This window comes from Kitasatospora sp. NPDC017646 (assembly GCF_044329365.1).
GTDB lineage: Bacteria > Actinomycetota > Actinomycetes > Streptomycetales > Streptomycetaceae > Kitasatospora.
In genome coordinates this window covers 20348-39665 of sequence record NZ_JBIRJC010000021.1, presented here as the reverse complement: position 1 = coordinate 39665, position 19318 = coordinate 20348, and the positions used below count along the sequence as shown (strand labels likewise).

The window sequence follows — 19318 nt, the reverse complement described above, 5'->3', positions numbered from 1 at the left end:
GCCGCGTGGTTCTGCCGGGGGCGGCGCCGCGCCGCGCGGGGGGCGGGCGGGGGGGGGGGGGGGGGGGGGGGGGGGGGGGGGGCCCGCGCCCCCCCCCCCCCCACGACGGGGTCACAGACGCTCGGGCACCGGATTGCCGACGGCCTCGATGGCGCGGCGCACCGGGACCTTCACCAGCACCGCGAAGCCGATCACGAAGAAGATCAGCAGTGAGATGATCGCCGAGCGGTAGCTGCCGGTGACCTGGTAGGCGAGGCCGAAGACCAGCGGGCCCATCCAGCTGGTGCCGCGGTCGCTGACCTTGTAGACGCTGAAGTACTCGGCCTCCCGGCCCGCCGGGATGAGGTGGGAGAACAGCGAGCGGGAGAGCGCCTGGCTGCCGCCGAGCACCAGGCCGATCATGCAGGCCAGGGCGTAGAACCAGGCGGGCTGGTGGGCGGGCATGAGGTAGCCCAGGGCCAGGGTGACCACCCAGCCGACCAGTGAGCCGAGGATGGTCTTCTTGGCGCCGTACCGGCGGGCGATCCGGCCGAGCAGCAGAGCGCCGCCGATCGCCACGATCTGGACCATCAGGACGGCGATGACCAGCGAGGTCTGCTCCATGCCGAGTTCCTCGCTGCCGTACAGCGAGGCCTGCGAGACGACGGTCTGGATGCCGTCGTTGTAGCAGAGGAAGGCGGCCAGGTAGAGCAGCGTGAGCGGGTGCTCGCGCATGCCCTTGAGGGTGCGGCCGAGTTCGCGCAGGCTGCCGGCGGCGGGCTGCTCGGACGCCGGCCGGCCGGGCGCGGCCGCGGCGCGCTCCCGGACGACGCCAGCCCGGGAGGGCAGCCGCAGCATCGGGACGATCGTGAACAGCGCCCACCACAGGCCGGCCGAGGCCAGGCAGATCCGCACGGCGGTACCGGAGGACAGGCCGAGCGCGTCGTGGCCCTGGAACAGCGCCAGGTTGGCGATCAGCAGCAGTCCGCCGCCCGCGTAGCCGTACGCCCAGCCCTTGGAGGAGACCGCGTCGCGCTCGTCGGGGGCGGCCAGGCCCGGGAGGTAGGCGTAGGAGAGCGCCACGGACACCGCGTACGCGATGTTGGCGACCACCAGCAGCGCGCCGCCGAGCAGGTAGCGGTCGCCGTGCAGCAGGAACATCCCCATGGTGGCGAGCGCGCCGACGTAGGCGAAGCCGCACATCAGCTCCTTGTGCCGCCCGGTGCGGTCGGCGACCGTGCCGGTCAGCAGCATCACCGCGACCGAGATCAGCACGGAGAAGGAGACCGTGTACGGGAAGAACGATCCGGCACGGATCGTCAGGCCCAGCGGGTGCACGTCGCCGGACGAGTCGGCGGCGTTCTTCGCCACCTCGGTCAGGTACGGCCCGAGGAACACCGTCAGGACGGTGGCCGAGAAGGCCGCGTTGGCCCAGTCGTTGATGTACCAGCCGAACTGCATCCGGCGCAGGTCCCGGCCGTCGCCGACGGCTGCCGGGGGCGACGAGACGCCGTCCGGCAAGTGGTCCGTGGTGCTCATGAGGCTCCTATTTCACCGTGCTGGAGCCGGTGCTGCCGTCCGTCCAGCAGCCGCGCTCGCCGAGGACGCCCCGCAGGACGTCGATGCGATCCGCCATGATGCCATCCACACCCAGGTCGAGGAGAGCCCCGATCCGTGTGGGATCGTCCACAGTCCACACGTGGACCTGCAGTCCGAGCCGGTGGGCCGCCCGGACGAAGGCCCGGTCGACCACCCGCACCCCCCGGTGCCGCTCCGGCACCTGCGCGCACACCCCGGCGAACGGCGCCCCGCGCCCGGGCAGCAACGGTCCGGCCAGTGAGCGCAGCCGCAGCCGGGCCACCTCGCGCGGGCCCAGCGAGGTGGCCAGCCGGGGCCCGGCGGCGGCGCGGACGGCGGCGAGGCGGCTGTCGGAGAAGCCCCCGACGCAGACCCGGTCCCAGGCGTCGGTCCGGCGGATCGCCTCGACCAGAGGCCCGACGGCCGGCGCCGCCTTCACGTCCACGTTGAAACGGACCTCCGGGAAGGCGCCGAGCAGGTCCTCCAGCAGCGGCACCGGCTCCGTACCCCCGATCCGGGCCCGCCGGACGTCCTCCCAGGGCAGCTCGGCCACCGCCCCGCGACGGTCGGTCACCCGGTCCAGCCGGGAGTCGTGGATGGCCACCAGCACACCGTCCGCGGTCGCGTGCACATCGGTCTCCAGGTACCGGTACCCGAGCGCGACGGCGGCCTCGAACGCGGCGAGCGAGTTCTCCGGATGCCCGAGCTCACCACCCCGGTGCGCGAAGGCCAGCGGCCCCGGGTGGTCGAGGAAGGGGTGCATGTGGTGCTCCGAGCTGCTGGGTGAGGACGCGGGCACGGCCCGCGCCGACGGCGCCTCGGACCGCGCGCGTTACAGTATTACGCACCCTGTCAAGCAGTAACGCGGCGGGCGAGCGCGTGCTCGCGACCGCCGTGGGAGGCGCGGGCGCGGCCTTCGGCGTGAACTCCTGGCGAGCGACGGCAGGGCCACCCTCTCCCACCGGCCGTCACTCACCGGTGCGGCGCAGGTCGTAGAGGTACGACTTGCCGGCCTTCCAGCTCCGCCACGGGCCGAGTGGCGGGAACATCCCCTGGCCCGACCGGCCGTGCAGCGGCCAGCCGTTGGCACTCCCGTCGGCACCGACGGTGCACCAACCCCGCCCGGGCAGCCAGCGGCACCACACGTCGAGGTCCAGCCGCTTGAACGACGGCCTGCCGTTGAACTCGCCGTCCGGGCGGTAGCGGCAAACCAGGCCGTCCACCCGGCGAACGAACTCGATCGACACGGCGATACCCCCTCGGCGGAGCGGTGGCTCGGGAGGACCAACCGCCCTGTGGGCAAGCCTACTTCGCCGCGGTCTCCTACGTCGGCGCCCAGCTGCGGAGATGGGCGGACGCCGTGGGCAGCCAACGGCAGACCCTCGGCGGTCGAGCTGCGAGGTGGGCGCGGCGCCCGGAGCGGGGCGGGGCCCGGGTGCGGGGGTGGGCGCGGGCGTCGATGCTGGGGGTGGAGGTGTGGGCGGATGGGGCTGTGGCGGCTGGCGGTGGTGTCGCGGGAGGTGGCGGCGGAGCCCGGGCGGCGGGCGAAGGTGGGGTTGCTGGCGGGGTGTCTGCGGGAGCTGGGGCCCGAGGAGGGGGCGGCGGCGGTGGTGTTGCTGTCGGGTGAGGCGCAGCGGTTGCGGACGGGGGTGGGCTGGGCGGCGCTGCGGGATCTGCCGGGGCCGGCGGCCGTGGCCGCGTTGGGGGTGCGGGAGGTGGAGCGGGAGCTGGAGCGGATCGCGGGGGTGCACGGGCCCGGGTCGCAGGCGGAACGGCGACGGCTGCTGGTGGCGCTGTTCGGGCGGGCGACGGAGGTGGAGCAGGGGTTCCTGCGGGCGGTGCTGGTCGGGGACCTGCGGCAGGGGGCCCTGGACGCGCTGGTCGGGGAGGCCGTGGCGCAGGCGGCCGGGGTACCGGTGGCGGCGGTGCGGCGGGCGCTGATGTTCCGGGGGTCGGCGCGGGCTGTGGCGGCGGCGGCGCTGGGTGGCGGGGAGGCGGCACTGACGGCGTTCGGGTTGGAGGTGGGGCGGGCGGTGCGGCCGATGCTGGCGGCTTCGGCGCCGGATGTGGCGTCGGCGTTGGAGCGCACCGGGCCGGCGGGGGTGGAGTGGAAGCTGGACGGGATCCGGGTGCAGGTGCACCGGGACGGCGGGGAGGTGGCGGTGTTCACCCGCAGTCTGGACGACATCACCGCGCGCGTGCCGGAGGTGGTGGAGGCGGCGCTGGCGTTGCCGGTGCGGACGGCGGTGCTGGACGGTGAGGCGATCGCGCTCGGTCCGGACGGGCGGCCGCGCCCGTTCCAGGAGACCGCCGCGCGCTCCGCCTCCCGGCAGGATCCGGTGCGGCTGCGGGCCGAAGTGCCGCTCAGTGTCTACTTCTTCGACCTGTTGCACCGGGACGGCGAGGACCTGGTGGACCGTCCCGGCCGGGAGCGCTGGGCGGCGCTGGCCGAGTCGGTGCCGGAGCGGCTGCGGGTGGCCCGGACCGAGACCGGGGACCGGGCGCAGGCGCTGGCGTTCTTCCGGGAGGCGCTGGCGCTCGGCCACGAGGGCGTGCTGGTGAAGGACCCGGCGGCCGGGTACGCGGCCGGGCGGCGCGGGGCGGGCTGGATCAAGGTGAAACCCCGGCACACCCTGGACCTGGTGGTGCTGGCCGCCGAGTGGGGCAGCGGCCGGCGGCAGGGGTTCCTGAGCAACCTGCACCTGGGAGCCCGGGCGACGGCGGAGGAGCCGGGTCTCGGCCCGTGGGTGATGCTCGGCAAGACCTTCAAGGGGCTGACGGACGCGACGCTCGCCTGGCAGACCGCCGAGCTGCTCGCCCGGGAGACCGAGCGGGACGCCCGGACGGTGTGGGTCCGGCCGGAACTGGTCGTCGAGATCGCCTTCGACGGTCTCCAGCGTAGCCCCCGCTACCCCGCGGGGCTGGCGCTGCGGTTCGCCCGGGTGGTGCGCTACCGGCCGGACAAGGGCGCCGCCGAGACGGACACCGTCGCCACCGTACGGGAGATCGCGGCCGCCGAGGGGCTGTGAAGCGCGCCCCGCGAGCGCTGTGACGCGAGCCCCGTGGCGGAGTAACGTCGAGTTCAAACCTGCCGTACCGCAGGGCGGTTGGAACGAGAGCCGAATCGGCCATTCTCGGTGATCCGGCCGCCGCACCCTCCGTGGGCGGACGAGCGGCGGTTAGGTTGGCGATGACAACGAGAGGCGGCCGCCGGGCAGCCGGCGGCGCACTGGCGAGAGGTGCCCGACATGCAGGTGAGCGTCGACCGGGACCGTTGCTGCAGCTCCGGGATGTGCGTGTTGAACGTCCCGGAGGTCTTCGACCAGGACGACCAGGACAGTTTGGTGAGGCTCCGTCAGTCCTCCCTCAGGCCCGACCAGTACGAGGACGTCAGACTGGCCGCCGAGCTCTGCCCGGGCGGTGCGATCACCGTCACCGAGGACGGGGCCTGACGGGCCCCTGGCCCGCCCCCGGAACACCACGGCCCGGCGCCCCGCGCCCCGACGACCCACGAGGACACCGCGACACCAGCAGACCGCGACACAAGGAGACCCCCACCTTGACCACCACACCCACCGCCCAGGCCGTCCCCCTGCCGGCCCCGCACTCCAGCGGCTGCCCGTTCGGCCCGCCACCCGCGTACACCGATGCCGCCGCCACCGGCCCGATGACCCGCGCCGACCTGCCCGACGGCAGCTCCTGCTGGCTGGCGACCGGCTACGCCGAGGTCCGCACCGTCCTGTCCGACCGCCGGTTCAGCGCGGACCTGCGCAACCCGGCCTTCCCGCTGCTGGTCCCCGGCGGCCGGGAGACGCTGGTCACCGACAACCCGAGCTTCCTGCGGCTCGACGACCCGGAGCACGCCCGGCAGCGCCGCATGGTCACCGGCGACTTCCTGGTCAAGCGGGTGGCCGCGCTGCGCCCGGAGATCCAGCGGATCGTGGACGAGGCGCTGGACCGGATGACCGAGGGCCGCACCGAGGCCGACCTGGTCGCCGAGTTCGCGCTCCCGGTGCCCTCGCTGGTGATCTGCCTGCTGCTCGGCGTGCCGTACGAGGACCGCGACCGCTTCCAGGGCCTGAGCCGCACCCTGCTCAGCCGGGAGAGCACCACGCAACAGCTCAAGGCGGCCCGGGACGAGGTCCTGGAGTACCTGCGCGCTCTGGCGGCCCGCAAGCGCGAGCAGCCGGCGGACGACATCCTCAGCCGGCTCGCCGCGCGGGACGACCTGACCGTGGACGAGGTCGCCAGCACGGGGGTCCTGCTGCTGATAGCCGGGCACGAGACGACCGCGAACATGATCTCGCTGTCGACGGCCCTGCTGCTGGAGCAGCCCGAGCAGATCGCCGCGCTCGCCGACCCGGCCGCACTGCCCGGCGCGGTGGAGGAGTTGCTGCGTGTGCTGACCATCGTGCACACCGGGCTGCCCCGGGTGGCGCTGGAGGACGTGGAGCTGGGCGGCGTCACGGTCCGGGCCGGGGAGGGCGTGATCGCGATGGTCTCCACCGCGAACCGGGACGAGGAGGTGTTCGGCGGCGCCGACCGGCGGCCCGCGGACGAACTGGACCTGGGGCGGGACGCCCGTCGGCACATGGCGTTCGGCTTCGGCGTGCACCAGTGCCTGGGCCAGCCGCTGGCCCGTGCCGAGCTCCAGATCGCCCTGGAGACCCTGTTCCGACGGCTGCCCGGGCTGCGGCTGGCCGTCACGCGGGCCGAGCGGGAGTTCCGTACGGAATCGTTCATCTACGGGATGCGGTCGCTGCCCGTGACCTGGTGAGGACGAGCGACCGGCGAGCGCCGATGTGGTCGGTCGGGGGTCCGCGGATCACCCGGCTGGCCTCCACGCCGGGCGGGAGGCAGTCTGGAGGGGCGACAGACAGACCGGCCCAGCCACGCCTCCGGCTCGGGCGCGCCGGGGCCGGACGAGGAGACGGAGCCCGCGATGACCGACATGAGCGAACGCTCCGAGGTGAGCACCGACCGCGAGGAGGACGTCCGCGCCACAGATCCCGAGGAGGGCATCACCTCGATGCAGAACCTGCACGCACAGGACACCTCCCAGGCGGAGGGCGACCCCGTGCTGGACGAACCCGGCGCCGACAACTGACCGTCCGCCACACCGATCCGACCGCCCGGCGGAACCGGGCGGTCCCTGCGACCGCAGGTGTCGCCGCCCGGGCGGCGGCCCACCGGCGGGGGAGGATAGGCGCATGACTGAACACGATCAAGCCGGCCGACAGGCCCGGTCGCCCGTGGACCCGCGCACCTCGTGGGCGACCTGGACCACCCAGTCGATCATCAGCGGCCCCGGCGGGGTCACCACCGCCGAGGTCGGGCCGATCTCCGGAGACCTCACCGTGCACACCACGTGGGTGGACGGCGAGGCGCGGCTGACCGTCCAGTACACCGGCGCGCTCGACTGGTACACGGTCTCCGGCAGCCCGGTGCCCGCGGCGGACGAGACCACCGCGCGGGCCGTCCACCAGGCGATGGTGAACGGCGTCAAGGCGGGGCGCGGAGCGGTCGCCCCGCCCCCGCCCCCGACCGCGTGACTCGGCCCCCGACGCCCGATCCCCCGTCCCTGCCCCTCAGCAGCTGAGCCCGCCCGCGGCGCCCCACAGGGCCGCGGGCGGGCTCAGGGGGGCCGGGCCGCGGGGCGGTTCCGGGACGGGCCCTGGTCTTCTAGGACAGTGGCTGGGCGTGCACCGGCAGGTGCGGCGTCTGGTGGCCGCCGCTGGCGAGCATCCGGACCTCGCCCGCGTCGCTGATCTCGGCCCGGACGATGCCGGTGGGGTCCTCGTACACGGGGTGCCCTCCCGGGCCGTTGGCGCTGGTCCGGGTGACCACGACCACGTCCTGCGGGGCCTGGGTACCGGGCGTGCCGGGGAAGGTGAGGGCATAACGGTTGGCGGGGTTCATCACCGGCTCCTGCTCCCTGTCGGCGGCCCGTACGCGCCGGGCCGGTCGCTAGGTCGTGGCCTCCGCGGCCCGGGCGTGCGAGCCGCGCACCTCCAGCTCGGCCAGCAGCCGGGAGGTGGCCTCGGCGACCGCGTCCACGGCCCGGTCGAAGGCCTCGCGGTTGTGAGCGGCCGGGGCGCGGAAGCCGGACACCTTGCGGACGTACTGCAACGCGGCGGCGCGGAAGTCCTCCTCGTCGGCGTCGGGCGTCACGGGCGGTCGCAGCGTCCTGATGTTGCGGCACATGCCCCCAGTCTCCCGCGCCGCGGCCGCATCGGCGACCTCCTCCGCTCCCGCGGCCCCCGTTCGTCAGCCGGGCCTCACGAGGACGTCATCCGGCCGGATTAGGATGCCCGGTGAACGAATCATCCGCCGCGTGCCGTCGACGCGCACGGGCATCACCCCGGAGTCACCCCCTTGCCTCTCGCGCTGTTCGCGCTGGCCGTCACCGCTTTCGCCATCGGCACCACCGAGTTCGCCGCCATGGGGCTGCTCCCCCAGGTCGCCGACAGTCTGCACGTCTCCATCCCGCAGGCGGGCTGGCTGATCTCCGCCTACGCGCTCGGGGTGGTGGTCGGCGCGCCGCTGCTCACCGCGCTGGCCGCCGGGAAGCCCCGCAAGACGGTGCTGGTGGCGCTCGCCGGGCTGTTCGCGACCGGCAACCTGCTGTGCGCGCTGGCGCCCGACTTCTGGACGCTGGCCGCCGCCCGGCTGATCACCGGGCTGCCGCACGGCGCCTTCTTCGGGGCCGGGGCGGTGGCCGCCGCCGAGCTGGTGACGCCGGACCGACGGGCCCGGGCGGTGGCGGTGATGTTCTCCGGGCTGACCGTCGCCAACATCGTCGGCGTCCCGGCCGCCACCCTGCTCGGCCAGCACCTGGGCTGGCGGGCGACCATGCTCGTGGTCGTGCTGATCGCCGCCGCCGGGACACTCGCCATCGCCAGGCTGGTGCCCGCCCTCCCCTCCCCCGCCCAGTCCGGGCTCCGGCACGAGCTGCGGGCCTTCCGCAGCGGGCAGCTGTGGCTGGCGCTGGCCACGGTGGTGCTCGGCTGCGGCGGCCTGTTCGCCTGCTACAGCTACATTGCGCCGCTGCTCACCGAGGTCTCCGGGTACGCGACCGGCTCGGTGACCCTGGTGCTGGCGCTGTTCGGGGTGGGGATGACGATCGGCAACGTGCTCGGCGGGTTCGCCGCCGACCGGGCTCTGCGGCCGACGGTCTGCGCGGCCTTCGTCCTGCTCTCGGCCGCCCTGGCGCTGCTCGCGGTGACCGCGCACGCCCGCTGGTCGGCGGCCGCCACCGTGGTGCTGATCGGGCTGTTCGGCTTCGCGATCGTCCCGGCGGTGCAGACCCTGGTCATGCGGAAGGCGCGCGGCGCGCCCACCCTGGCCTCGGCCACGGTGCAGGGCGCCTTCAACCTGGCCAACGCCCAGGGGGCGTACTTCGGCGGGCTCGCGCTGGACGCGGGGTTCGGCTGGACCTCGCCGACCCTGGTGGGCTCGGGCCTGGCCGCCTCCGGCGCCGTGGTCGCGATGCTGGCCTGGGCGGCCGACCGCCGCCCGCCGGCCCCGGCACCGGTGGAACCGGCGAGGGAACTGCCGGTGGAACCGGAAGCGGTACCGGCGGGCGCGGCCGTGGCCCCCGCGCCGTAGCCGCTGTCGCTCAGCCCCGGCGGAGTTCGCTGAGCACCGCCGGGGCGGCGCCGAGCCACCAGGCCGGGTCGGCCGTGCCGTCGGTGGTGCGTCCGTCGCGGTGGACGTGGTGGCGCACGTCGCGGCCCGGGTCGGCGAACTCGCCGCCGAGGGCGCGCTCCAGCCACTCCGCGCCGAAGCGGAAGGCCTCGGCCGCCACCCCGCCCAGCGGGTGGAACTCGTCCTCGTAGACCCGCAGCTCCTTCGGCGCCCGGATGCGTTCGAAGCTCTCCAGGGCCTGCCCGAGGTCGGTCAGCTCGTCGAACTCGCCGATGCCGTACAGCACCGGGCAGGAGATGTCGGCGACCAGGTCACCGAGCGGCATCCGGTGGGCCAGGTCCCGGTCGAAGGCCTCCTCGTCGGTGTACCCGGCCATGTACATGTAGTTGTTCTTGAAGGTCGGCTGGGCGCGCTCGAAGATCGTCGCGAAGTCCCCGGTGACGGCCTCGAAGGCGGCGAGCGCGGCCAGGCGGCGGTCGGTGGCGGCAGCCCGGGAGCCCCAGTAGCCGCTCATCGAGATGCCGAACATGCCGATCCGGTCCGCGTCGACCTCCGGGAGGGCGGCCAGGTGGTCGAGGTAGCGGCCGATCGCCCGCTCGTAGTTGCCGAGGTCGACGGTCAGCCCGCCGGCGCGGCTCTCGCCCTGACCCGGGCCCTCGATGGACAGCGCGACGATGCCCCGCGAGGTGTAGTAGCGCTCGGCCGCCCAGATGTAGTCCTCCTTGATCATGTCCATCCCCGGCCCGAGGATGACGGCGGGCGCGTTCTCGACCCGGCCGGCCGGCAGGTGCAGCAGGGCGAAGATCTGCGCGCCCTCGAAGTCCAGCACCACTCGCCGGACCCGGCCGTCGCGCAGTGCGCCCAGCCGCTCCACGCAGTGGTTGGCGTGGGCGCGCATGGCCGCCTTGCGCGGATCGGCGGCGTCGAAGATCGAGTACTGCGCCCGGCCCCACATCACCGCCGCCCGCAGGTAGAGGTCGGCGGCGGTCTGCGCGAAGCCCCCGCGCTCGTGGTGGGCGGCGCGCTCCTCGGCCTGCCCGGCCACCGTGGCCCACGCCTTGGGCAGCATCGCGCCGCTCCTGACCATCGCGAACACCTTCGCGAAGTCGGTGTGGTCGTGGCCGAGCTGCTCCATGGTCCCGACGGCCTCGGGGTGCAGCGCGTCGAAGCCGCCCTGGGCGAGGGCGATGTCCAGGGCCCAGCTCTGGCCCGTCGAACGGATGGTCATGGCGGTCTCCCTCCGGAGAGATAGATAAGTACTTAGTGATTAAGTACTTATTCATTAAGTACTGAAGCTAGGCTGCTGTCAACCCGCCGAGGAGGACACCGACCATGACCGAGCCGCCGCCCACCCCCGGACGCGCCCAGGCCCTCGACCGCCTGGCCCGCGCCGCCTACCGTCTCAGCGCCGCCGACGCCCGGCTGCGCGGCCGGGCCACCCGCACCCCGGGGGCCCTCTCCCTCACCCACGCCCGGGCCCTGCGCACCCTGGCCGAGCAGGGGCCGCTCACCATCACCCAGCTCGCCGCCGGCACCGAGACCACCGGCGCCGCCACCACCCAGCTGGTGAACGGCCTGGTCAACGCCGGCTACGTGACCCGCACCCGCCCGCCCGAGGACAAGCGCTCCGTCCTGGTCACGCTCACCGACGCGGGCCGCGCCCGTCACCGGCAGCGCCAGCAGGCCCTGGCCGAGGCCCTGCACAGCGACCTCGACGACTACGACGAGGACGCCCTCGACCGGGCCGCCGAGGTGCTGCACCGGCTGTCCGCCGTCTACGACCGGCTCTAGCGGCGCGAGTTCGGAGTAAGGCCCTGGATCCGCCGGTGGCCTCGGCGAGGAGGAGGCGGCCCTCGCCGTTGGCCTTGATGCCGGTCTTCTCCTCCTCATCAGGCTTGTGCGCCGGTCACGAGCCGTGCGCGCCGGGTGCGGTGGCGGGTGCGGAGAAGGGCCGGCGGCGGGTGCGGCGCCCGGCTGCGGCGCCTGGGCGGGCGCGGCCTAGACTCTCGTGCTGTCCGCCCACCGAGCGTCCACCGACCGCCCACCGTCCGTCCACCGGACCTCCGTCGCCCGCGACCGGCCCGATCGCCTCCCGGAGGAGCCCATGCCCGACCGCACCACCTACCTCGTCCTCCCCGGCTACCAGAACTCCGGCCCCGCGCACTGGCAGACCCACTGGGAGGCCGTCGAGCCGGAGGCCTTCCGCCGGGTCGAACAGGCGGACTGGGACCACCCGGAGCAGCACGACTGGGTGGCCCGGGTGGACGCGGCGGTGGCGGCGGCCACCGCCCGGGGGCCGGTGGTGCTGGTCGCGCACAGCCTGGGCTGCGTCACCGCGGCCCGCTGGGCGGCGGGGGCGCCGGCCGAGCGGACGGCCGGCGTGCGGGGCGCGCTGCTGGTCGCCCCGGCGGACGTCGACACCGCCGAGGTGCCGGAGCTGATGGGCTTCCGACCGGTGGCGCTGGAGCGGTTCCCGTTCCCGGCCATGCTGGTCTCCTCCACCGACGACCCGTGGGTGACCCCTGCCCGGGCCCGGGAGTTCGCCGCCGCCTGGGGCGCCCGGTTCGTCGAGCCGGGCGCGTACGGACACCTCAACTCGGACTCGGGGCTGGGCGACTGGCCGGAGGGCCGGAAACTTCTCGCGGAGCTGTGACCACATGACCGGGGGGACGATGAACGAGCGCTGGGACGCCCGGGGGCCGCGGACCAGGCGCACCCTCGTCCGGGTGCTGCTGGCCTGCGGGGCGGTGGCCGTCCTGCTGTACACCGAGGGGCAGTGGGAGAGCCGCTCGGGCGGCCTGATGCTGGTCGCCGACCTGCTGAACCGGCCGGAGCTGCTGCTCGGCGGCGCGCTGGCCGCGCTGATCGCCGCCGCCTGGCTGAGCGACCGCCGCACCGCCGTACGGGCGGCCACCCGGGCGGTCACGGTGACCGCCGGGGTGGTGTTCCTGCTCGGCGTGCTGGCCGCGCACAAGGTGTCGGCGGCCGAGACCCGCAGCCGGGAGGACGCCCCGGCCGGCGCGGAGCGGGCCCTCGTGGTGGTGCACCGCTCGTACGGCTCCGGGCCGCAGGCCGGTGAGCGCTGGCAGGTGCTGCTGGAGAGCGGCCAGGGCTGGTCGGCCCGGCGCTGGCTGCTCGCGGACGTCGGCAGCGCCCCGGACGGCGCCCGGCTGGTGGAGGCGACGTGGACCGGCCGGGCGCAGATCACCGTGGTCACCGACTCCTACCGGCGGGTGTTCAACCTCGACCAGGACAGCGGCGAGCCGGTCGAGGCGCGGTAGGCCCGCCCGCCCGAGCGCGGGCGCTCGGGCGGGGCCTCGGCCGTTCAGCGGCTCACTGGTCCTCGGCGTCCGGCGGGGTGGTCGGGGTGTAGCGGCCGCTCGGACCGCCGGCCGTGGGGTCGGTGCCCCGCGGCCGGCCGGTGCTCCCCGGATTGGGCGCCCCGGTGCAGGTGGCCGAGCCGGTCGGGCTGCCGGGGGTGGCGCAGCCCGGGTCGTGCTTGACCTGGTCCGGGACGTAGACGGTGGTGAACTGCTTGTCCGGCATGGTGCGGACGGCGTCGCTCATCGCCTTCTGCCAGATCGGGCCCGGGCCGGTCGCCCCGAACACCTCGGCCTGGTACTGGCCGCCGATCCGGATGTTGCGCATCGGCACCTTGGTGCCCGGGCTGCCCAGCCAGACCGAGCCGGCCAGGTTGCCGGTGTAGCCGGTGAACCAGGCGGACTTCTTCTCGTCCGTGGTGCCGGTCTTGCCCGCGATCTGGCGGTCGTCGTCGAGCCGGAGGTCCCGGGCGGTGCCGCCCTTCTCGGTCACGCCGAGCAGCACGCTGTTGATCACGTCGGCGGTGTCCTGGGACATCACCTGGTTGCAGCGGGCCGGGGTCACCGGGACGTCCTTGCCGTCGACGGTGGTGATCCGGTTGATCGCCAGCGGCGCGCAGTAGCTGCCCCGGGCGGCGAAGGTCGCGTAGACGTTCGCCATGGTCAGCGGGCTGACCTCCTGGGTGCCGAGGCCGAGGGCCGGCACCTCCTGCAGCGGGTCGCCGCTCGCCTTGCCCGCGACGCCCAGCTTGTTGGCCATCTGCTTGACGGCGCAGAGCCCGATCTCCTGCTCCATCTGCACGAAGTAGGTGTTGACGGAGAGGGCCATCGCCTCCTTGAGGCCGTACGGGCCCTTCTCGCGCGGGCTCTCGTTGGGGATGACCCCCTCCTTCGTGCCCTTGTTGAGGTTCTTCCAGGTGCCGTCGCAGGTCTTCGTCGTCGGCCAGTCCATCCGGTTCGGCGAGTCGTACTGCTGGGTGGGCGGCAGCCCGGCCTCCAGGGCGGCGGCGGCCACGATCGGCTTGAAGTTGGAGCCGGGCTGGAAGCCGATGCCCCCGCCCATCGCGGCGTCCACGTTGAGGTTGACGACGGTCTGGTTCTTCTCCTTCGCCAGGCCGTACGGGCGGGTCTGGGCCATCGCCAGGATCTTGCCGGTGCCGGGCTCGACCATCGTCATCGCCGCCGAGACCGGGTCGGTGACGTAGACCTTGGTGGAGACGGCGTTCTGGGCGGCGGCCTGCTTGTCCGGGTCGAGGGTGGTGTAGATGTTCAGCCCACCGGTGTCCCAGAGCTTCTTGCGCTCGGCGGCGCTCTTGCCGAAGGCGGGGTCCTGCTTGACGACGTGGCGGACGTAGTCGCAGAAGAAGCCCATGCCGGCCTGGGCGGTGATGCAGCCGTTCTGCGGGTCCTTGTAGTCGAGGCCGAGCGGGGCGGCCTTGGCCTCCTTGGCCTGCTCGGCGGTGATGTGCTTGTTCTCGACCATCTTGTCGATGACGGTGTCCCGGCGCTTCTGGGCGGCCACCGGGTGCAGCTTGGGGTCGTACTGGGACGGGTTCTGCACCAGCCCCGCGAGCATCGCCGCCTCGGGGAGGGTGAGGTCCTTGGCGTCCTTGCTGAAGTAGCGCTGGGAGGCGGCCTGGATGCCGTACGCCTGGTGGCCGTAGAAGGTGATGTTCAGGTAGTTGGTGAGGATCTGCTCCTTCGGGAGGTCCTCCTCCAGCTTGATGGCGTACCGGAGTTCCTGGATCTTGCGGCCGAGGGTCTTGCGCTGGGCCTCGCGCACCGCCGCCGGGTCGTCCCCGGCCAGCTCGACGTTGACGTTCTTCACGTACTGCTGGGTGAGGGTGGAGGCGCCCTGCACGGCGGCGCCGCTCTCCGCGTTCTTGGTGATCGCCCGCAGGACGCCCTTGAGGTCCACCGCGCCGTGCTCGTAGAAGCGAGCGTCCTCGATGTCCACCTGGGCCTTGCGGATCAGCGGTGACATCTGTTCGGCGGTCAGCACGGTGCGGTCGCGCTCGTAGACCTTGGCGATCAGACCGCCCTTGGCGTCGTAGATCTGGGTGGCCTGGGTGAGCGGCGGGGCCTTGAAGTCGTCCGGGATGCTCTCGAAGCCCTCGGCGCCGTTCTTCGCGCCGAGCCCGACCGCGCCCGCCCCCGGGAGGACCAGGCCGGCCAGCAGGACGCCGCCCAGCACGCTGGAGCCGAGGAAGGTGGCCGCATGGCGCAGGATCGCGAGCGGGGTCTGTCGGCGCCGGGGGCGCGGCACCCAGGTGTCGCCCGGGTCCGGGGCAGGTATGCGGCTCTTCGGTGACATAGTTCGAACATTAAGGCCGCGAATCCCCACGGTGGGCGGCGTGTTGGCGAACTATTGTCACAAAATCGCGACAGGTTCGACCCATGTGCGGGGGTCGAATGGAGGTCCACGAAGAGACAAGGACCGTTCGCCCACGGCCCGTTGCCTCTCCGGGTCAGCTGTTCCCGCCGGGCGTCAGTCCGCCGCGCAGAACACGTCCTCGCTCGGGCGGCGACCCGTCACCAGGAAGTCCGTCACCGCCGCGTCGCCGCAGGCGTTCCCGTTCGCCAGGTAGACGTCGTGGCCGCCGGAGTCCACGGTGACCATCCGGGCGCGGTCGCCGAAGGCGGCGCGGAGCTTGAGCGCGCCCGCGTACGGGGTGGCCGGGTCGCGCAGGTTCTGGGCCAGCAGGACGTTCGCCGGGCCGCGGTCGGTCACCCGCACCGGCGGCTCGGCGGGCTTGAACGGCCAGAAGGCGCACGGCATCACGTTCACCGGCATGCCCGCGGTGAGCGGCCGGGCGGCGCGGTCGGCGGCGACGTCCTTGGCGTAGCCGGCCGGGTCGGCGGGCCAGCTGACGTCGTTGCACAGAGTGCCGACCGAGACGGCGGTGGTGTTCTGCACCGCCTGCTCAGGGGGCAGGACCGGGGCGGGCAGCGGCCGGCGACCGAGACCGGCCAGCATCAGACGGGCCAGATCGGGGAACTTGGCGTCGGCGTACAGGCTGTCCACCATGGTCTCCCGCAGCACGTTGCCGTTCAGTTCGGCCGGGTTGGCGCCCGGCCAGGGCAGCGGTGCCTGGTCCAGCCGGGCGGCGAGGTCGAGGAAGAGCGGGCGCACCTGCTCCGGGGTGTCCGCGACCCGGTCCGGATTGTCCGGCGCCGAGGCCCACTTGGCGAAGTCGGGGAAGCGGTCCTCCGCCCCCTGGCCGAAGGCGGCCAGCCAGCCGCGGCCGACCCGCGACGGGTCCGGATCATCGTTGCTGTCCAGCACGATCCGGTCGGTGTGCCCAGGGAACATGGTGGCGTACACGGCTCCCGCGTAGGTGCCGTAGGAAGTGCCCCAGGCGGAGAGCTTGCGCTCGCCGAGGGCCTGGCGGATCCGGTCGATGTCGCGGGCCTCGTTGGCGGTGGAGATGCTGCGCAGCACCGGGCCGCCGTTGCGGGCGCAGGTTTCGGCGATCCGGCGTTCGGTGGCGAGGTTCCCGTCGATCGAGCCGTCCGCGGCGGGCCAGGGCCGCAGCTTGACCATCGCCAGGTCCGGGGTGTCCAGGCCGCAGCTGACCGGGGTGGACCGGCCGACGCCGCGCGGGTCGAAGCCGACCAGGTCGAAGCGGTCCAGGACGGACTGCGGGAGACGCTTGGCGGCACTCGCGGGGATGCCGAGTCCGGAGCCGCCGGGCCCGCCGGGAATGGTCAGCAGCACTCCGCGGCGCAGACCGGGCTTGGCGGTGGCGATCCGGGAGACGGCGACCGTGATCTGTTGGCCCCCCGGGTCGTTGTAGTCCAGGGGCACGGTGAGGTCGGCGCACTGCTGGCGTTGGTCGCTCTGGCCCTGGCAGGCGGACCAGTCGAGGTGGTCGCGGCGCGGGTGTCCCTGGTCGGCCGCGGCGGGCAGGGCGGTGAACGCGGAGACGGCGAGGGCGGCGGCCACGGTGGCGGCGGCGGTTCGACGAATGGTGTTCGGCATGCCCAAGAGTCTGCTGTGACGGTGGACTTGGGACCATGCGGGCAGCTGGCCGGTGGGGGTGGGGTAATCCCCCGGCCCCGGGGTGGGCCGTGCACCACCGGACGACGCGCCCGGCCTCGCCGCCTACGGGGTGACGGTCCGTCGGACCCCGATGATTTCGGGGGCCGAGGTGAACTGAGGAGGCGTGAGGTGGAGGCAGGAACACCGGACAACGGTCACGGCGAGCGTCACGGGCACGACGGGCACGGCGAGCGTCACGGGCACGACGGGCACGGCGAGCGTCACGGGCACGACGGGCACTCCGAGGGTCACGGGCACGGGGGGCCCTCCGCGCCGGTGGGGCACTCGCACGCCCACGGACCGGCCGCGCCGGTCTCGGCGCACCTGCGCAAGGTGATCGCGGCCGTGCTGATCCCGTTCGCGCTGGCCGTCCTGGCCGGCCTGGTGGTGCTCTGGCCGGACGGCGTCCCCGACCACCAGCACACCGGGATCGGCTTCGACCAGCAGATCCGGCACGGCCGGGTCACCGCCGTCCGGGAACTGCCGTGCGGCGACCTCAACCCCGCCGACCGGGGCACCTGTCGGCAGGACACCGTCGAGGTCACCGACGGCCCGGACCGGGGCCGCTCGTTCACCGTGGTCGTCCACCCGTCCGAGCCCCGGCAGTACGGGCTCGGCGAACGGGTCGTCCTGACGTACGCGCCGAACGCCCCCGTGGACCTGCGGTACAGCGTGGTGGACGTGGACCGGAACCTGCCGATGGGCGTGCTGGCCGGGCTGTTCGCCGTGGTCGTGGTGCTGATCGGGCGCTGGCGGGGGGTGGCCGCGCTGATCGCGCTGGCGATCAGCTTCGCCGTGCTCTCGCTGTTCATCCTGCCCGCCATCCTGCGCGGCTCGGACCCGCTGCTGGTGGCGATCGTCGGCGCCAGCGCGATCATGCTGATCGCCCTCTACCTGTGCCACGGCCTGTCCGCCCGGACCTCGGTGGCGGTGCTCGGAACGCTGGCGTCCCTGGTGCTGATCGGGGTGCTGAGCCTGCTCTTCGCCGCCTGGGCGCACCTGACCGGGAACACCTCGGAGGAGACCGGGCTCATCCACGACCTGTACCCCGGCATCGAGATCCGCGGCCTCCTCCTGGCCGGGTACGTGATCGGCTCGCTCGGCGTGCTGTTCGACGTGACGGTCACCCAGACCTCGGCGGTCTGGGAACTGCACGAGGCCGATCCGACGATGGGCGCCGGCCGACTGTACCGGACGGGCATGCGGATCGGCCGCGACCACATCGCCTCGACCGTCAACACCCTGGTCCTCGCGTACGCGGGCGCGGCGCTGCCGCTGCTCCTGCTGTTCTCCATCGCCCACCGGACGGTGGTGTCGGTGGCCACCAGTGAACTGGTCGCCGAGGAGATCGCCCGCACCCTGGTCGGCAGCATCGGCCTGGTCGCCGCGGTGCCGGTGACCACCGGGCTGGCCGCCCTGATCGCCGCCGCCGACCTCCCCCGGCCGGCGGCGGCCCTCCTCGGGGCGGCACCGGCACGCGCGGGGCGGCCGGTGGAGCTGTCAGAGGCCGAGTAGCCCCGGGTCCGAGGCGAGGGCGCGCAGCGGTTCGCGCGGGTCGGCGACCAGCCGGCGCTCCGCGAGGTCGAGGATGCCGCCCACCCCGGTGATCTCCGCGGCCAGCACGCCGTCCTCGCGTGTCAGCCGCTGCACGACCTGGAAGGTCTTGCCCTCCCGCCAGCTGAACACGCAGCTGATCTCCACCGTGTCCCCGGCGCGCAGCTCCCGCAGGTACTTCACCGTGGTCTCCAGCACCACCGGGCCCACGCCCTTGGCGAGCAGGTCGGCCTGCCGGATCCCGGCCGCCTGGAGGTACTCCCAGCGGGCGTGCTCGGCGTACTGCAGGTAGACGGCCTGGTTGAGGTGGCCCTGGGTGTCGGTCTCGTAGCCGCGCACGGTGACCTGCGTGGTGAAGTCCTGATCGGTCATGCCCCGCACGGTACTCCGGCCGGACGGGCGGCACCGCGTGGCGTCCGTCACCCGGCTACGGCAGCGTGAGGATCTGCGGGCCGTCCTCGGTGATGGCGACGGTGTGCTCGACGTGGGCGGCGCGGGTTCCGTCGGTGGTGCGCAGGGTCCAGCCGTCGGGGTCGGTGTCGTAGTCGTCGCGGCCGCCGGCGATGAGCATCGGCTCGATGGCCAGCACCAGGCCCGGGCGCAGCGGGTAACCCCGGCCAGGGCGGCCCTCGTTGGGCAGGTGCGGGTCCTCGTGCATCCGGCGGCCGATGCCGTGCCCGCCGAAGCCTTCGAGCAGTCCGTAGCGCCCGGTGCGGGCCGCCTTGCCGATGGCGTGGGCGATGTCGCCGATCCGGTTGCCGACCACGGCGGCGGCGATCCCGGCCTCCAGGGCGCGCCGGGTTGCGGCGATCAGCGCCTCGTCCTCGGGGCGGGCGGCGCCGACGGTGAAGCTGACGGCGGAGTCGCCGCACCAGCCGTCCAGCACGGCGCCGCAGTCGATGCTCACCAGGTCACCGTCGCGCAGCCGGTAGCCGTTCGGGATGCCGTGCACCACGGCGTCGTTGACGGAGGCGCAGATGACGGCAGGGAAGGGCACCGGCGCGAAGGACGGCCGGTAGCCGAGGAACGGCGATCCGGCCCCCGCGGCGGTGAGCACGCCCCGCGCCACCTCGTCCAGCTCCAGCAGGCTGACGCCCACCGCCGCCTCCTGCTGCACGGCCGCCAGCGCGTTGGCGACGACCCTCCCGGCCTCCCGCATCGCGGCGAGGGCGGCGTCCGACTTGAGTTCGACCATGAT

20 protein-coding genes are annotated in these 19318 nt (G+C 73.9%); 10 read left to right on the top strand and 10 right to left on the bottom strand.

Features of this window, described 5'->3' with window-relative positions:
- Positions 1-111: 111 nt before the first annotated feature.
- The 3 genes from ACH4J0_RS28035 to ACH4J0_RS28025 form a co-directional block, all read right to left on the bottom strand.
- Positions 112-1518 (bottom strand): MFS transporter, encoded by a 1407-nt coding sequence (locus ACH4J0_RS28035; protein WP_396243381.1) that lies wholly within the window; start codon positions 1516-1518, stop codon positions 112-114.
- Between the two features lie 7 nt (positions 1519-1525).
- Positions 1526-2320: a glycerophosphodiester phosphodiesterase gene (locus tag ACH4J0_RS28030; RefSeq protein ID WP_396243380.1), complete on the bottom strand. Its 795-nt coding sequence runs from the start codon at positions 2318-2320 to the stop codon at positions 1526-1528.
- A 205-nt stretch (positions 2321-2525) separates the two neighbouring features.
- The gene (locus ACH4J0_RS28025) at positions 2526-2804 is read right to left on the bottom strand and encodes a hypothetical protein (RefSeq protein ID WP_396243379.1); all 279 of its coding nucleotides are present in this window, start codon (positions 2802-2804) and stop codon (positions 2526-2528) included.
- A gap of 237 nt (positions 2805-3041) precedes the next feature.
- On the opposite strand from ACH4J0_RS28025, the gene ACH4J0_RS28020 reads away from it, so the two are divergent.
- The 5 genes from ACH4J0_RS28020 to ACH4J0_RS28000 all read left to right on the top strand — a co-directional run bounded on the left by ACH4J0_RS28020 (position 3042) and on the right by ACH4J0_RS28000 (position 7109).
- Positions 3042-4586 carry an ATP-dependent DNA ligase gene (locus ACH4J0_RS28020; protein ID WP_396243378.1) on the top strand — a complete coding sequence of 515 codons (1545 nt, stop codon included), beginning with the start codon at positions 3042-3044 and terminating at the stop codon, positions 4584-4586.
- A gap of 219 nt (positions 4587-4805) precedes the next feature.
- The gene (locus tag ACH4J0_RS28015) at positions 4806-5009 is read left to right on the top strand and encodes a ferredoxin (RefSeq protein WP_396243377.1); all 204 of its coding nucleotides are present in this window, start codon (positions 4806-4808) and stop codon (positions 5007-5009) included.
- 107 nt (positions 5010-5116) lie between these two features.
- Positions 5117-6334 (top strand): cytochrome P450, encoded by a 1218-nt coding sequence (locus ACH4J0_RS28010; protein WP_396243376.1) that lies wholly within the window; start codon positions 5117-5119, stop codon positions 6332-6334.
- 165 nt (positions 6335-6499) lie between these two features.
- Entirely contained in the window at positions 6500-6664 is a 165-nt protein-coding gene (locus ACH4J0_RS28005; RefSeq protein ID WP_396243375.1) for a hypothetical protein, read from the top strand.
- Positions 6665-6767: 103 nt separating this feature from the next.
- The gene (locus ACH4J0_RS28000; protein ID WP_396243374.1) at positions 6768-7109 is read left to right on the top strand and encodes a hypothetical protein; all 342 of its coding nucleotides are present in this window, start codon (positions 6768-6770) and stop codon (positions 7107-7109) included.
- A gap of 130 nt (positions 7110-7239) precedes the next feature.
- On the opposite strand, the gene ACH4J0_RS27995 is transcribed toward ACH4J0_RS28000, so the two are convergent.
- Together ACH4J0_RS27995 and ACH4J0_RS27990 are read right to left on the bottom strand one after the other, a co-directional pair.
- A complete protein-coding gene (locus tag ACH4J0_RS27995; protein ID WP_396243373.1) occupies positions 7240-7476 on the bottom strand; it encodes a DUF6296 family protein in 237 nt (78 codons plus the stop codon).
- 48 nt (positions 7477-7524) lie between these two features.
- Positions 7525-7761: a DUF2277 domain-containing protein gene (locus ACH4J0_RS27990; protein ID WP_396243372.1), complete on the bottom strand. Its 237-nt coding sequence runs from the start codon at positions 7759-7761 to the stop codon at positions 7525-7527.
- Between the two features lie 171 nt (positions 7762-7932).
- Between ACH4J0_RS27990 and ACH4J0_RS27985 the strand changes: the two genes are divergently transcribed.
- Positions 7933-9165 (top strand): MFS transporter, encoded by a 1233-nt coding sequence (locus ACH4J0_RS27985; protein ID WP_396243371.1) that lies wholly within the window; start codon positions 7933-7935, stop codon positions 9163-9165.
- 10 nt (positions 9166-9175) lie between these two features.
- Here ACH4J0_RS27985 and ACH4J0_RS27980 read toward each other — a convergent pair whose 3' ends face one another.
- Positions 9176-10432, bottom strand: a complete 1257-nt coding sequence (locus ACH4J0_RS27980; RefSeq protein ID WP_396243370.1) for an alpha/beta hydrolase — start codon at positions 10430-10432, stop codon at positions 9176-9178.
- A 104-nt stretch (positions 10433-10536) separates the two neighbouring features.
- Here ACH4J0_RS27980 and ACH4J0_RS27975 point away from each other — a divergent pair, with 104 nt between their 5' ends.
- From ACH4J0_RS27975 to ACH4J0_RS27965, 3 genes are all read left to right on the top strand, one after another.
- A complete protein-coding gene (locus ACH4J0_RS27975; protein ID WP_396243369.1) occupies positions 10537-10995 on the top strand; it encodes a MarR family transcriptional regulator in 459 nt (152 codons plus the stop codon).
- 313 nt (positions 10996-11308) lie between these two features.
- The gene (locus ACH4J0_RS27970; RefSeq protein WP_396243368.1) at positions 11309-11857 is read left to right on the top strand and encodes an RBBP9/YdeN family alpha/beta hydrolase; all 549 of its coding nucleotides are present in this window, start codon (positions 11309-11311) and stop codon (positions 11855-11857) included.
- A gap of 4 nt (positions 11858-11861) precedes the next feature.
- The gene (locus tag ACH4J0_RS27965) at positions 11862-12485 is read left to right on the top strand and encodes a hypothetical protein (protein ID WP_396243367.1); all 624 of its coding nucleotides are present in this window, start codon (positions 11862-11864) and stop codon (positions 12483-12485) included.
- A 52-nt stretch (positions 12486-12537) separates the two neighbouring features.
- Here ACH4J0_RS27965 and ACH4J0_RS27960 read toward each other — a convergent pair whose 3' ends face one another.
- Entirely contained in the window at positions 12538-14838 is a 2301-nt protein-coding gene (locus tag ACH4J0_RS27960; protein ID WP_396243366.1) for a transglycosylase domain-containing protein, read from the bottom strand.
- A 174-nt stretch (positions 14839-15012) separates the two neighbouring features.
- Positions 15013-16506, bottom strand: coding sequence for an alpha/beta hydrolase (locus tag ACH4J0_RS27955; protein ID WP_396243365.1), 1494 nt, complete (start codon positions 16504-16506; stop codon positions 15013-15015).
- 189 nt (positions 16507-16695) lie between these two features.
- On the opposite strand from ACH4J0_RS27955, the gene ACH4J0_RS27950 reads away from it, so the two are divergent.
- Positions 16696-18081, top strand: a complete 1386-nt coding sequence (locus tag ACH4J0_RS27950; RefSeq protein ID WP_396243364.1) for a YibE/F family protein — start codon at positions 16696-16698, stop codon at positions 18079-18081.
- Here ACH4J0_RS27950 and ACH4J0_RS27945 read toward each other — a convergent pair.
- Together ACH4J0_RS27945 and map are read right to left on the bottom strand one after the other, a co-directional pair.
- Positions 18067-18492 carry an acyl-CoA thioesterase gene (locus ACH4J0_RS27945; RefSeq protein ID WP_396243363.1) on the bottom strand — a complete coding sequence of 142 codons (426 nt, stop codon included), beginning with the start codon at positions 18490-18492 and terminating at the stop codon, positions 18067-18069. The two genes, ACH4J0_RS27950 and ACH4J0_RS27945, sit on opposite strands and share 15 nt — an antisense overlap.
- A 55-nt stretch (positions 18493-18547) precedes the next feature.
- Positions 18548-19315, bottom strand: coding sequence for a type I methionyl aminopeptidase (gene map, locus ACH4J0_RS27940; RefSeq protein WP_396243362.1), 768 nt, complete (start codon positions 19313-19315; stop codon positions 18548-18550).
- Positions 19316-19318: the final 3 nt, after the last annotated feature.